Origin of the sequence: Streptomyces sp. AA4 (assembly GCF_000158875.1) — a bacterium.
Taxonomy (GTDB): Bacteria; Actinomycetota; Actinomycetes; order Mycobacteriales; family Pseudonocardiaceae; genus Amycolatopsis.
Window position 1 is genome coordinate 4,006,555 of record NZ_GG657746.1, and the last position, 12,876, is coordinate 4,019,430.

A 12,876-nucleotide genomic window follows, 5' to 3' on the forward strand; every position below is an offset into this window, starting at 1 on the left:
CCGGTCACTCCGACACCCGCTCGAAGACCGCGGCCAGACCCTGTCCGCCGCCGATGCACATGGTCTCCAGGCCGTAGCGGGCTTCGCGGCGCTGCATTTCCCGGGCCATCGTGGTGAGGATCCGGGTGCCGGTCGCTCCGACGGGGTGGCCGAGGGAGATGCCGGAGCCGTGCACGTTGAGGCGGTCGAAGTCGGTGTCGCCGAAGCCCCATTCACGCGTGCAGGCCAGTGCCTGTGCGGCGAAGGCCTCGTTGAGTTCGATGAGGTCGATGTCGGACATCTTGAGCTCGGCGCGTTCGAGTGCGAGCGCGGAGGCGGGCACCGGTCCGACGCCCATGATCTTCGGTTCGACTCCGGCGACGCCGTGGGAGACGAGCCGCACGAGCGGGCGCAGGCCGAGTTGGTCCGCGCGCTCGCGGGTGGTGACGATGCAGACGGCGGCGGCGTCGTTCTGTCCACTGGCATTGCCTGCGGTGACGGTCGCTTCGGGGTCTTGCTTGCCCAGCACCGGCCGGAGCTTCGCGAGGGTTTCGACGGTGGTGTCCGGGCGGGGGTGTTCGTCGGTGTCCACGACGACGGTGCCCTTCCGCGTCTCCACCGGCACCGGGATGATCTCCTCGGCGAACACCCCGGACTTCTGCGCGGCGACGGCCCGGCGGTGTGATTCAGCGGCGAGTTGGTCTTGGTCTTCGCGGCTGATGCGGTACTGGCGGCGGAGGTTCTCCGCAGTCTCCAGCATCCCGCCCGGCACCGGGTAGTGCTTGCCGCCGGGCGTCTGACGGCCGCGGGTGAGCGAGTCGTGGAGGTGGACACCCGCTCCGGTGGCGCCCCAGCGGAGGTCGTTGGCGTAGAAGACGGTGTTGGACATGCTTTCCGCGCCGCCCGCGACGATCAGCTCGCTCGCGCCCGCCTGGACCTGCAGCGCGGCCAGCAGTACCGACTGCAGCCCGGACCCGCAGCGCCGGTCGACCTGCATGCCCGGGACGGTCACCGGCAGTCCGGCGTCGAGCGCGACGACGCGGCCGATCGCGGGGGCTTCGGAGGTGGGGTAGCAGTGGCCGAGGATGACGTCGTCGATCGCGTCGGCGGGCAGACCGGTGCGCTCCAGCAGACCCTTGAGCGCGATGGTGCCGAGGTCGGCGGCGGGCACGCTCTTGAGCGATCCGCCGAAGCGGCCGATCGGGGTACGGACGGGTTCGCAGATGACGCCGTCACGCATGGGAAGGGCCTTCCTCGTAGTCGGCTTCAAGGCTGGTGCGCGGTCCGGCGGCCCCGACGAGGGTCAGAGTCGCGCCGCCGGGCCGCGGTTCGGTGCGCAGCTGCGCGGGCTGGCCGCAGAACAACGGCGCCAGGTTGCGATGCGCCAGCCGGGTGACCCGCGCGCCGGGGGAGTCCAGGCGCAGCACCTCGGCGAGGGCGAGGGACATCAGCGGCCCGTGCACAACCAGGCCGGGGTAGCCCTCGACCCGGGTCGCGTACGGCCAGTCGTAGTGGATGCGGTGCGGGTTCGCGGTGGCCGCGGAGAAGCGCATCAGCAGGGAGGGGTCGGTGGCGAAGTCCCAGCCGTCTTCACTGCGGCGGAACGGGGAACCCGCCAGGTCAGCAGGTTCGATCGGGGCTTCGGACGTGGTCGCGCTCGCTTCGCGGTAGACGATGTCCTGGCGCTCCTCGATGAGCGGCGATCCGTCCACATCGGACAACACGGTGCGCACGACGACGATCACCAGCTTCCCGGAGCGGCCGGATTTCTCCGTCACTGAGTCCACAATGGACCTCCGGGTCACCGTCTCGCCGATCTTCGGCGCGTGGTGCAGCAAGACTTCTCCGCCAGCGAACATCCTCCGGGGCAGGTCGATCGCTGGCAGGAACGTGCCGCGCGCGGGGTGTCCGTCCGGACCGAGTTCGGCGGAGACGGGCCAGCGGGGGAGAGCGACCCAGTGCCAGAGCGGCGGCAGGTCGTCGCCCGGCTGCGGTGCGGGCAGTCCGTTGTCGAAGAGTGCGGCCAGCGCCGCGACGGGAGCAGGGTCCACCAGTACGGCGTGGGGTTCCCCGGCGCTCACATGAACCGTCCGCCGGTCACTTCGAGCACCGTGCCGGTCATGTAGGAGGACAGATCCGAGGCGAGGAACAACGCCACCGAAGCGATTTCGCCGACCTCGCCGGCCCGGCCCATCGGGATCTCGGCCATCTTCTGGTCCCAGGCTTTCTGCGGCATGGCCTCGGTCATCGCGGTGCGGATGAGTCCGGGCTGGATCGCGTTGACCCGGACGCCGTGGTGGGCCATCTCCTTGGCGGCGGCTTTGGTGAGCCCGACGATGCCGGCTTTGGCGGCGGAGTAGTTGGTTTGCCCGACCATGCCGACCTTGCCCGACAGCGAGGACAGGTTCACGATCGCGCCGCTCTTGCGCTCGCGCATGATCGCGGCGGCTTTGCGGGTGCCGTTCCAGGTTCCTTTGAGGTGCACGTCGATGACCTGGTCGAAATCGTCCTCGGTCATGGTCCGCATCGTCGCGTCGCGGGTGATGCCCGCGTTGTTGACGAACACGTCGACCGGCGAGGGCGCCGCGGCCAGGAGAGCGTCCACATCGGACGCCCTGGTGACATCGCAGGCGACGCCGATGGCTTCCCCGTCGATGCTGTCGGCGGCTGCCGCGGCTGCCTCGCCGTCGAGGTCGCCGAGCACGACACGGGCACCGTGGGCAACGAACAATTCGGCGATGGCAAGTCCGATACCTTGCGCGCCACCGGTGATGACCGCGGTCCGGCCGTCGAGGAGCGTCATGGTTCCCTCAGATCTTGTTGCGGGCGATGAGCTGCGCGGCGATGACGTTGCGCTGGATCTCGTTGGTGCCTTCGCCGACGATCATCAGCGGCGCGTCGCGGAAATAGCGTTCGACGTCGTATTCCTTGGAGTACCCGTAGCCGCCGTGGACGCGGATCGCATCAAGCGCGACCTGCATCGCGGTCTCGGACGCGAAGAGCTTCGCCATCCCGGCTTCCATGTCCGCGCGCTCGCCCGCGTCGAGCTTCTCCGCGGCGTCCAAGGTGAGCAGCCGGGCGGCGCGCATCTTCGTGGCCATGTCGGCGAGCAGGTTCCCCACGGACTGGTGTTTCCAGATCGGCTTGCCGAAGGACTCGCGCTCCTGGGCATAGCGGACGGCGTCGTTCAGCGCGGCCTGTCCGACGCCTAGCGCCCGCGAGGCGACCTGGATCCGCCCGACCTCCAGCCCCCGCATCATCTGCGACCAGCCCTGGTTCGGTGTGCCGCCGAGGACCGCGTCGGCAGGAACCTTGCGCCCGTCGAACACCAACTCGCACGCCTCGACGCCGCGGTAACCGAGCTTCGGCAGCTTCTTCGAGATGGTGAGCCCGTCGCCGGGTTCCACCAGCAGCACGCTCATCCCGCGGTGGGCGGGGGAGGCCTCGCGATCGGTGATGCACAGCAGCCCGATCAGGCCGGAGTGCGCGGCGTTGGAAATCCAGGTCTTCGACCCGGTGATCGTGTACCCGTCGTCGCCCGGCACCGCGTGGGTGCGCATGGCCTGGAGGTCGCTGCCACCGCCGGGCTCGGTCAGAGCCATCGTCGCACGGATCCGCCCCTCGGCCATGGCGGGCAAGTACTTTTCGCGCTGCTCGGGCGTGCCGAACGTCTTGATCAGGTAGGTGATGACGGAGTGGCCGCCGATGGCTCCGGCGAGGCTCATCCAGCCGCGCGCGAGTTCTTCGGTGACCCGGGCGAAACACGCGGTGCTGACGTCCACCCCGCCGTATTCGGCCGGGGCGAGCAGTCCGAAGAAGCCGAGGGTTTTCATCTCGTCGATGAACTCGGCCGGATAGATGTCGTCGGCCTCGAACTCGCGCACCCGGGGCCGGACCCGCTCGTCCACGAACTCCGCGACCAGGGCGACCATCTGCTGTTCGTCGTCGGTGAGCGTCATCGCCCGTTCCCTTCTCGCGCCTGCCGGAGGACGCGCTGGGCGCGCTCCAGCACCGGCTTGTCGACCATCTGCCCGCCCACTGCGACCGCGCCGCCCGCACCTGCGGCGTCCAGAATGGACTGCGCCCAGCGGACTTCCTCGCGCGTCGGCCGCAGCGCCGCAGCGGCGACGGGCACCTGTTTCGGGTGCACGCACAGCTTCCCGGCGAGCCCGAGCCGCCGCGCGTAGCGGACTTCGTCGGTGAGGTGGAGTTCGTTGTCCAGATCCGCGGTGACGCCGTCGATCGGGCCGGGCAGTCCCGCTGCGGCCGACGCGAGGACAAGCGCGCCCCGAGCGGCGACGAACGCGTCCCGGTCAGCCGGATCGGCGCCCAGTTCTGCGGCCAGGTCGAAGCTGCCGAACGCGAGACGCTGCACATTCGGGACCGTGGCGGTTTCCCTCGCGTCCAGGACCCCGCGCGCGGTTTCGACCAGCGCGATCACGACCGGCAGGACGCCGAGCTGTTCGGCCGCGGCACGCGTCGTCGCCGGTTCGGCCTTGGGCAGCATCACGGTGCACCGACGCTGCCTGAGTACGGCGAGGTCTTCGTCGTGCCAGGCGGTGCCAGCGGCGTTCACGCGCACCGCGCACTCGGGGTTCTCCTCAAGCCACGCGACGACCTGTTCCCGCGCGTACCCCTTGCGCTCCGGCGCGACCGCGTCCTCCAGATCGAGCACGACCAGGCTCGGCCCAGCGGCCAGTGCCTTGCCGAAACGCTCCGGCCGGTCACCGGGGACGAACAGGAGGGTCGTCGCTTCCCGGGCGCGGGTAGCCGCGCGGCTGGTCACTTCTGGGCCTTCTTCGCCTGGCGGACGAGTCCGCCGCCGATGATCAGCCGTTGGATTTCGCTGGTGCCCTCGTAAAGCCGCAGCAGCCGGATGTCGCGGTAGATCCGCTCGACCGGGACGTCGCGCATGTACCCGGTGCCGCCGTGGATCTGCACGGCGAGGTCGGCGACCTTGCCCGCCATCTCGGTGCAGTACAGCTTCGCGGCCGACGGCCCGATCCGACGGTCCTCTCCGGACACGTACCGCGCCGCGGTCTCCCGCACCAGCGCGCGCCCCGCCATCACCCCGGTCTGCTGGTCGGCCAGCATGGCTTGCACCAGCTGGAAATCGCCGATCGGCTGGCCGCCCTGCGTCGCCGACGCCGCATACGCGACCGATTCGTCCAGCGCACGCTGCGCCGAACCCACCGCAAGCGCGGCGATGTGCACGCGACCGCGCGCGAGGGAGGTCATCGCGGCGCGATACCCGTCATCCTCGTTCCCGCCGACCAGCGCGGACCCCGGCACCCGGACGTTGTTGAAGGTGACGTCCGCGGTCCACGCGCCTTCCTGGCCCATCTTCTTGTCCTTGGGCCCGACCTCCAGCCCCGGCGTGTCCGCGGGCACGAGGAACACCGCGATGCCGGGCCCGGAGTCATCCGCCGGACGCGTGCGGGCGAAGACGACGAACAGGTCCGCGATCGGCGCGTTGGTGATGAAGCGTTTCTGCCCGTCGAGCACCCAGTCGTCGCCGTCGCGCACCGCCTTGGTGCGCAGCCCGGCGGGGTTGGACCCGGCTCCGGGCTCGGTCAGCGCGAACGACGCGACCACCTCGCCCGAGGCGATGCGCTCCAGCCACTCGCTCTTCTGCTCGTCCGTGCCGAACCCGACCAGGACCTGTCCGGCGATGCCGTTGTTGGTCCCGAACATCGACCGCAGCGCCAGCGACGTGTAGCCGAACTCCATCGCCAGCTCGACATCCTGCGTCAGGTCGAGCCCGAGCCCGCCCCATTCCTGCGGGATCGCGTAGCCGAACAGGCCCATCTCCGCGGCCTGCGTGCGCAGGTCGTCCGGGATGGCGTTGCCGTCCATGATCTCCTGCTCGCGCGGGACGACCTTCGCCCGGACGAAGTCGCGCACCAGCTCCAGGATGGGCCGGAAGTCCTCGGGGGTAACCGCAGCTGCCATGCCCCCACTATGACCCAGGCCGCGCGGCTGGAAAATACTTTATCAGAAATCTCCGAATGCCTCACACCGTCGAGTGCCCTCCGCGACCGGTGTTGCAGCAGGTCAGACCCAATTTCAGGGTGGGAAGTGCGCTGTCTGCGTAGGTGGGCACCTGTGCCGCGATCGTGTAATACTTCATCCGATACTGACCGCGGAGGGGAGAAGGCAGTGGCGATGCCCGCGAGCGCCGGACCGCGCCGCACCGGCCCGGCGAACCTCAACGCGATGGCCGCCCAGGAGATCCGCCGTCGCGTCTTCTCCGGCCAGCTGCGCGCCGGGGCGAAGATCGACCAGGAGGCGCTCGCCGACGAACTCGGCATCAGCAAACTGCCCGTCCGCGAAGCCCTGATCACCCTCGACCACGAGGGCGTCGTCGAGCACATCGCCCGCCGCGGCGCGTTCGTCGCCCGGATGACGCGCGACGACATCCGCGACCACTACCGCGTGTTCGGCGTCGTGTCCGGACTGGCCGCCGAGCGCGCGGCGAAAAACCTGTCCCCGGAAAGCCTCCAGGCGCTGCATGATCTCGCGGACCGGATGGAGTCGGCAGTGGACCGTGCCGAACAGGAACGGCTGAACTACGAGTTCCACCGGAGAATCAATTACGCCGCCGACTCGCGCCGGCTGCTCTCGCTGCTCGGCATTCTGGCCAAAACGGTTTCGCACGGGTTCTATGAGGCACACGAAGACTGGCCGGCCAAGGCGCGGGACGACCACCGCCTGATCCTGGCCGCCCTGTCCGCCCGTTCCGCCGCCCGGGCGCGCACACTGGTGGAGAAACACCTCGCGGACGCGGGCGAGCGCGCGGTGGCTTTGCTGGAGAAGCAAGGATTCTGGGACCGCTGACCCGTTGTGTGAATTGACATTTTATGGCTCCGCCGAGTGCCCGTTACGGTCGAATTCATGGAGCGGAACTTTGACTCGGCCGAAGCACTCGCGGCCGCCTTGCGGGCCGGGGAAGCAACCTCGGCGGAGCTGACCGACGAGGCGATCGCCCGCATCGAGCGGGAAGACAAGGCACTCAACGCGATCTGCGTACCGGACTTCGACCGTGCCCGCGCCGCCGCCCGAGAGGCCGACCGGGCGCGCGCCCGCGGCGAAGACCGGCCGCTGCTCGGGATTCCGGTGACGGTCAAGGAGTGCTACAACGTCGCCGGCCTGCCCACGACCTGGGGCCTGCCGCACCACCGCGACTTCCTGCCCGCCGAGGACGCGGTCCAGGTCAAGCGGCTCAAGTCCGCGGGCGCGGTCATTCTCGGCAAAACCAACGTCCCGCTGGGACTTCAGGGACTGCAAAGCTCGAACCCGGTCTACGGCACCACCAACAACCCCTGGGACCACGACCGCACGCCAGGCGGTTCCTCCGGCGGCTCCTCGGCGGCTCTGGCGGCGGGCTTCGGCGCCCTGTCCATCGGCTCCGACATCGGCGGCTCGCTGCGCACGCCCGCGCATTTCTGCGGGGTCTACGGCCACAAACCGTCCCTCGGCCTGGTCGCGAACCGCGGCATGGTCCTGCCGGGCGAACTGCCCTTGCCGACCGAACTGCACCTCGCCGTCGTCGGCCCGATGGCGCGCACCGCCCGCGACCTCGCGCTCCTGCTCGACATCATGGCCGGACCGGACCCGCTGACCTACGGCGTGGCGCACGAACTGGCCCTGCCGCCCGCCCGCCACGAACGGCTGAGCGACTTCCGGGTCCTGATCCTCGACGACCATCCGTTCATCCCGACCGGAGCCGCGGTACGGGCCGGAGTGAACCGGGTAGCCGACGCGCTGGCCGACGCCGGTGCCCAGGTCGAACGGCACAGCCCGCTCCTGCCCGACCTGGAAGAAGCCGCGACGCTCTACACGCAGCTGCTGTTCTCCGGCTCAGTGGCGCGGTTCCCGGTCGACGCGTACGAGCAACTCCAGGCCCGAGCCGCCGGACTGAGCGCGGACGACCAAAGCCTCGACGCGGCCCGCCTGCGCGGAATGGTGCTCACCCACCGCGATTGGCTCGGCGTGCACCACCGCCGCGAACTCCACCGCCACGGCTGGCGGCAGTTCTTCGCGGAGTTCGACGCCGTGGTCTGCCCGGTCACGCCGACGCCCGCGTTCCCCCACGACCACAACCCGGACCTGCTCGCCTGCCGGATCGACATCGACGGCGTCGAATACCCGTTCTTCGACCAGCTCGTCTGGGCCGGGGTGGCCACCATGCCCGGCCTGCCCGCAACCGCGATGCCCGCGGGCCTTTCCCCGGAGGGGCTGCCGGTGGGGGTGCAGATCGTCGGGCCGATGTTCGAGGACCGCACGCCGTTGCGGCTGGCCGAACTGCTGGAGCAGCGGATCGGCGGCTTCCAGGCGCCGCAGTAGTGCGCTTGGCCGCCGTGCGCGAGCGGGCGGTCGCGGTGCCGAACGAGGTTTGACACGCTGGCTCGTCATTCATACATTATCTCCAACTGTGTATGAATGACGAGCGGAGCTGGTTCGGATGAAACTCGGCGAGACCGCTGTCGTCCTCGGCGGAAGCGTCGCGGGCCTGTGCGCCGCCGGGGCGCTGTCCCCGTACTTCGACCAAGTGCTCGTGCTGGAGCGGGACGAGCTTCCGGAGGAGGCCGAGCACCGGCGCGGGGTGCCGCAGAGCAAGCATCCGCACTTCCTGCTGAACTCGGGCCGCCGGGCGATCACCGCGCTGTTCCCCGGTTTCGAGGACGACCTCGTCGCGGCGGGCGGCCTGCACCTGATGCCGTCGATGGACGCCGCATACCTGGACCGGGAGGGCTGGTCGGCGCGCAAACGAAGTTCGATGACGATGGTCTACAGCTCGCGCATCCTCATCGAGCGCGTGCTGCGGGACAAGGTGCGGAAACTGTCCAATGTGGACCTCCGCGAGCGGGTCGCCGTGCGCGGTCTGGCCGCCGCGGGCGGGGCGGTCACCGGGGTCGAGGTCGCCGGGCCCGGCGGGGACGAGCGTTTCGACGCCGACTTCGTCGTGGACGCGATGGGCCGCGGCTCTCCCGTCGCGAACTGGCTGGTCGCGGCGGGCTGGCCGGAGCCCGAGGTGCGGACGCTCGACGCCAAGGTCACCTACACCTCGCGCTGGTACGAACTGCCGTCGCGGGAAAGCCGTCCGGCGACCTGGTGGTGGCGGCACCTGGTGCTCATGCCGACCCAGGATCGCGGCCGGCATCCCGCGGAGCACGAGTTCCTGGTGAACTTCTTCCCGATCGAAGGCGACCGGGTCATCGCCTGCATGGGTTCGTGGGGCCTGGAGATGCCACGGACGGCCGACGCCTTCGTCGCCTCCGCCCGCCGCACGCGGACGCCGTTGTTCGCCGCCGCGATGGACCGGTGCACGCCGACGTCAGAGGTGCATCTGACCCGGTCCACCGGCAACCGGTGGCGGCGCTACGACCGCTGGACGAGCCCGCCGCGGGGTCTGGCGTTCGTCGGCGATTCGATCTGCGCGTTCAATCCGTTCTACGCGCAGGGCATCAGTTCCGCGTCGGGTTCGGCTCTGCTGCTTCGCGAACATCTGTCCCGCGCCGCCAGTCTCGACGGCGATTTCTGCGCGCGATTCCTTGCGGCACAACGTGATCTGCTCAAGGTGCCCTGGACTTTGGCGATGGCCCGGGACCGGGGTTACGAGTGCGCGGAGGGCACCGAGCGGCTGCCCGCGTGGCAACGCCGCCTGCTCGCGGCGGTCTCCGCCCCGGCGTTCAGCCTCATCGTCGGCGCCGCCCGAGAGGACGATGTCGTCGACGAGCATTTCGCGAAGGTGTTCAACCTCGACGAATCGCTGGGCGAGATGATGCGCAACCCGCGCGTGCTCGGTGGGCTGGCGCGCTTCTGCGTCCGCTCGCTGCTGGGCCGGCATCGGGTGCCCTTCGGCTTCGATCCCCAGGCCGAGCCGCCCGCCACCGACTACTCGCCCGCCGCGGCGGCGGGATGAGCGCCGGCTGCGGGCCGGAGGCCGCGGAGGTCGCCCGGGGGCTCGGCTTCGACTGCCACGACGTCAGCCCGGTGGTCTCGGTCCGCGCGCCGTGGGAGCTGGCGCACTGGACGATGCCGCTGCTGGAGGTGCTGATCGTCGGCGGCGCCGTTTTCGCGCTCTGGCACGCCGTGCGCCGCTACCGCGCGGGCGATCCGGTCAACCTGGCGCTGTGGTGGGCTTCGCTGGTCTACCTCGTCGTCACCGAACCGCCGCTGTACTTCCCGGAATGGTTCGGCCTCGACCGGCTGTACGGATTCATCTTCGCGCACAACCGGTTCACCGTGCAGTTCATGGGGGACCGGCTGCCGCTGTACATCGTGGCGTTCTATCCGGTGATCAGCCAGCTCGCCTACGAACTCGTGCGCTCGCTGGGGATCTTCCGCAGCCGCGGCCCGCTGCTCGGAGCCGTCGCCGTCGCGTTCGCCTGCCAGGTCTTCTACGAGGTGTTCGACCAGGTGGGCCCGCAGTTGAAGTGGTGGGCCTGGAACCCGGCCAACCACATCGTCAACCAGCCCGCGCTGGCCTCGGTGCCGATGACCAGCATGCTGCTGTTCGCTTCGGTCTCGATGGCCGCCCTGACCTGCCTCGCGGTGCGGTTCACCGGCGACCCGCCGCGCCGCGGCTGGCGGCTGGTTCCGCGCGTCCTCGCGGCGGGCGTCCTCACCCCGTTCACCATGGCGGTCGCCGGGCTTCCGGCAAGTCTTTTCGACGGCAACGCTTCCGCGCAGGCCTGGGTGCTGGGCACGGAACTGGCCCTCGTCTGGCTCGGCGGCGCGTGGATCGTCGTGGCCCAGCTGCGTTCCCGCCCTCGCTTGACCGAGCCGCTCTCGGCTTTCGGCCGGTACTACCCCGCGATCTACCTGGCCGGGATGGCGGTGTGCTGGCTCGGCGCGCTGCCCGGCTACCTCGGTGCCCGGGACGGCGTCACCAGCGCCGGATCCCCGATCGGGAGCGGACCGTACGCGCTCGCGTGTTTCGTCGCCGCAGGTCTGCTGCTGGGTGCGCAACGAGCCGTCCGTCGGTGACCTGCGGCGTCGTCTGGGACGATGGGCGCCATGGGGTACCACGGATGGCAGGGCGACCCGCCCGGCGCGGAGGACGAGGCGCGCCGCCGGATCGTGCAGGCGGCGATCGCGTGCATCGACCGCGCCGGGCTGGCCAAGACCAACCTCTCCCACGTCGCCGCGGAAGCCGGGGTGACCCGGCAGACCGTGTACCGCTATTTCCCCAGCCTGGCCGAAATCCTGCGCGCCGTCGCCCAGGCGGGAGCCGAGGAGTTCGCCGAACGGATGCGGAAGCACCTGTCCGCGTTCGACAGCCCGGTCGAGGTCGCCGTCGAGTCCGTCGTCTTCGCCGTCCGCAGCCTGCCCGACGAGCCCTACCTCGGTTTGCTCCTGCAGGCCGGGGAAGCCGACTATTTCACCGCCGGGACCGCCACGCCGCCGTCCTTCTCCCTCGGCGCGCGGATCCTGCGCGACACCGAGGTCGACTGGTCCGCCGCCGGGGTGCGCACGGACGCGGAACTCCAGGAACTGGCCGAGATCTTGATGCGGTTGTTCATGTCGTTCCTGCAGTATCCGTCGACACCCCCGGCGACCGACGAGGAACTGCGCGGGATGGTCCGCCGCTGGATCGGCCCGGCACTGCGCGGGTGATCCCGGCGCGGCCTCGGCGGTCCATAGCGGACACTGTCCACTCAGGACCAGGCGACCGGAAGCTCGTGCACCCCGTAAATGTTCATATTCGTCCGCAACGGCACCTCCGCGGCCGGAACCGCCAGCCGCAAGTCCGGGAAGCGCCGCAGCAAGCCCTCGAACCCGGCGCGCATCTCGATCCGGGCCAGCTGCTGGCCCAGGCACTGGTGGATGCCGTGCCCGAACGCGACCTGTCCGCGGACCTTGCGGTGCAGGTCGATCGTGTCGGGGTTCTCGAAGTGGCGCGGGTCGCGGTTGGCCGCCAGCAGCGACACGACCACGGTCGAGCCGGCCGGGATCGTCTCGCCGAAGAGTTCGACGTCCTCGGTCGCGTAGCGGTAGAAGATGTCGGCCACCGACAGGTACCGCAGCAATTCTTCCACCGCGTTCGGGAACAGCGTCGGGTCGGCGCGCAGTTCGGCCAGTTGCGCGGGGTTCTCCAGCAGCGCGAAGGCCCCCAGCGACAGCATGTTCGCGGTGGTCTCGTGGCCGGCCAGCAGAAGCAGGAACGCCATGCCGGTCAGCTCTTCGATGCTGAGCTCGGAGTCGCGGGCCAGGTCGGAGAGGATGTCCTCGCCCGGTTCCGCGCGCTTGTCGGCGCACAGCTGGCCGAGGTAGCCCATCATCGCGCCGAACGCGGCCATCTTGTCTTCGAGGTTGACGTCCCGTTCCATGAACTTCGACGAGTTCGCCTGGAAGGTCTCGCGGTCGGCGTAGGGGACGCCGAGCAGTTCGCAGATCACCAGCGAAGGCACCGGCAGCGCGAACTCCCGCACGAGATCGACCGGCTGCGGGAGCTGGGCGAGGGCGTCCAGCTGCTGTTCGGTGATCGCGACGATGCCGTCTTCGAGCTGCTTCATCCGCTTGACGGTGAACGCGCCGGTGAGCTTGCGCCGCAACCGGGTGTGGTCGGGGGCGTCCATGCTGATGAACAGGCCGGGGATCTGCGGGGACGGCTCGGTCGCGACCGGCATGCCCGGCGTCTCGTACGGCACGTGGAGCACGCCGAGGTCCTGCCGGCTGCTGAACCGGGCGTCGGACATGACCTGCCGGACCGCGTCGTACCCGGTGACCAGCCAGCCCTCGTGGCCGTCCGGGAAGAGCATCGGGCTGACCGGGCGGGTCTCGCGCAGCGCGGTGATCGCGGCGGGCGGGTCGAACGGGCCGGCGTCGCGGTCCATCGGCAGGCCGGCGACGGGGGAAACCTGCTGGCTCATCGGGAAATCCTCTCGTGGT

At 70.1% G+C, this 12,876-nt stretch carries 12 protein-coding genes; 5 read left to right on the plus strand and 7 right to left on the minus strand.

What is annotated here, in order from left to right; all coding sequences use genetic code 11:
- Positions 1-4: 4 nt before the first annotated feature.
- The 6 genes from SSMG_RS18470 to SSMG_RS18495 are packed head-to-tail and all read right to left on the minus strand — an operon-like array spanning position 5 to position 5,931.
- Positions 5-1,219, minus strand: coding sequence for an acetyl-CoA C-acetyltransferase (locus SSMG_RS18470; RefSeq protein ID WP_009078340.1), 1,215 nt, complete (start codon positions 1,217-1,219; stop codon positions 5-7).
- Entirely contained in the window at positions 1,212-2,030 is an 819-nt protein-coding gene (locus tag SSMG_RS18475) for a MaoC family dehydratase N-terminal domain-containing protein (RefSeq protein ID WP_234392842.1), read from the minus strand. The genes SSMG_RS18470 and SSMG_RS18475 overlap by 8 nt, the downstream gene beginning before the upstream one ends.
- A gap of 26 nt (positions 2,031-2,056) precedes the next feature.
- A complete protein-coding gene (gene fabG / locus SSMG_RS18480; protein WP_009078342.1) occupies positions 2,057-2,782 on the minus strand; it encodes a 3-oxoacyl-ACP reductase FabG in 726 nt (241 codons plus the stop codon).
- Positions 2,783-2,789: 7 nt separating this feature from the next.
- Positions 2,790-3,938, minus strand: a complete 1,149-nt coding sequence (locus SSMG_RS18485) for an acyl-CoA dehydrogenase family protein (protein ID WP_009078343.1) — start codon at positions 3,936-3,938, stop codon at positions 2,790-2,792.
- Positions 3,935-4,765, minus strand: a complete 831-nt coding sequence (locus SSMG_RS18490; RefSeq protein ID WP_009078344.1) for a CoA ester lyase — start codon at positions 4,763-4,765, stop codon at positions 3,935-3,937. The genes SSMG_RS18485 and SSMG_RS18490 overlap by 4 nt, the downstream gene beginning before the upstream one ends.
- The gene (locus SSMG_RS18495) at positions 4,762-5,931 is read right to left on the minus strand and encodes an acyl-CoA dehydrogenase family protein (RefSeq protein ID WP_037714115.1); all 1,170 of its coding nucleotides are present in this window, start codon (positions 5,929-5,931) and stop codon (positions 4,762-4,764) included. Before SSMG_RS18495 ends, SSMG_RS18490 begins: the two co-directional genes overlap by 4 nt.
- 213 nt (positions 5,932-6,144) lie before the next feature.
- Between SSMG_RS18495 and SSMG_RS18500 the strand changes: the two genes are divergently transcribed.
- From SSMG_RS18500 to SSMG_RS18520, 5 genes are all read left to right on the plus strand, one after another.
- A complete protein-coding gene (locus SSMG_RS18500) occupies positions 6,145-6,816 on the plus strand; it encodes a GntR family transcriptional regulator (RefSeq protein WP_037717457.1) in 672 nt (223 codons plus the stop codon).
- 57 nt (positions 6,817-6,873) lie between these two features.
- A complete protein-coding gene (locus SSMG_RS18505) occupies positions 6,874-8,325 on the plus strand; it encodes an amidase (RefSeq protein WP_009078347.1) in 1,452 nt (483 codons plus the stop codon).
- Between the two features lie 118 nt (positions 8,326-8,443).
- The gene (locus SSMG_RS18510; RefSeq protein WP_009078348.1) at positions 8,444-9,904 is read left to right on the plus strand and encodes an NAD(P)/FAD-dependent oxidoreductase; all 1,461 of its coding nucleotides are present in this window, start codon (positions 8,444-8,446) and stop codon (positions 9,902-9,904) included.
- Positions 9,901-10,971, plus strand: coding sequence for a hypothetical protein (locus SSMG_RS18515; RefSeq protein ID WP_009078349.1), 1,071 nt, complete (start codon positions 9,901-9,903; stop codon positions 10,969-10,971). The genes SSMG_RS18510 and SSMG_RS18515 overlap by 4 nt, the downstream gene beginning before the upstream one ends.
- 30 nt (positions 10,972-11,001) lie before the next feature.
- Positions 11,002-11,601 carry a TetR/AcrR family transcriptional regulator gene (locus tag SSMG_RS18520; RefSeq protein WP_037714118.1) on the plus strand — a complete coding sequence of 200 codons (600 nt, stop codon included), beginning with the start codon at positions 11,002-11,004 and terminating at the stop codon, positions 11,599-11,601.
- A 41-nt stretch (positions 11,602-11,642) separates the two neighbouring features.
- Here SSMG_RS18520 and SSMG_RS18525 read toward each other — a convergent pair whose 3' ends face one another.
- Positions 11,643-12,857, minus strand: coding sequence for a cytochrome P450 (locus tag SSMG_RS18525; RefSeq protein WP_009078353.1), 1,215 nt, complete (start codon positions 12,855-12,857; stop codon positions 11,643-11,645).
- Positions 12,858-12,876: the final 19 nt, after the last annotated feature.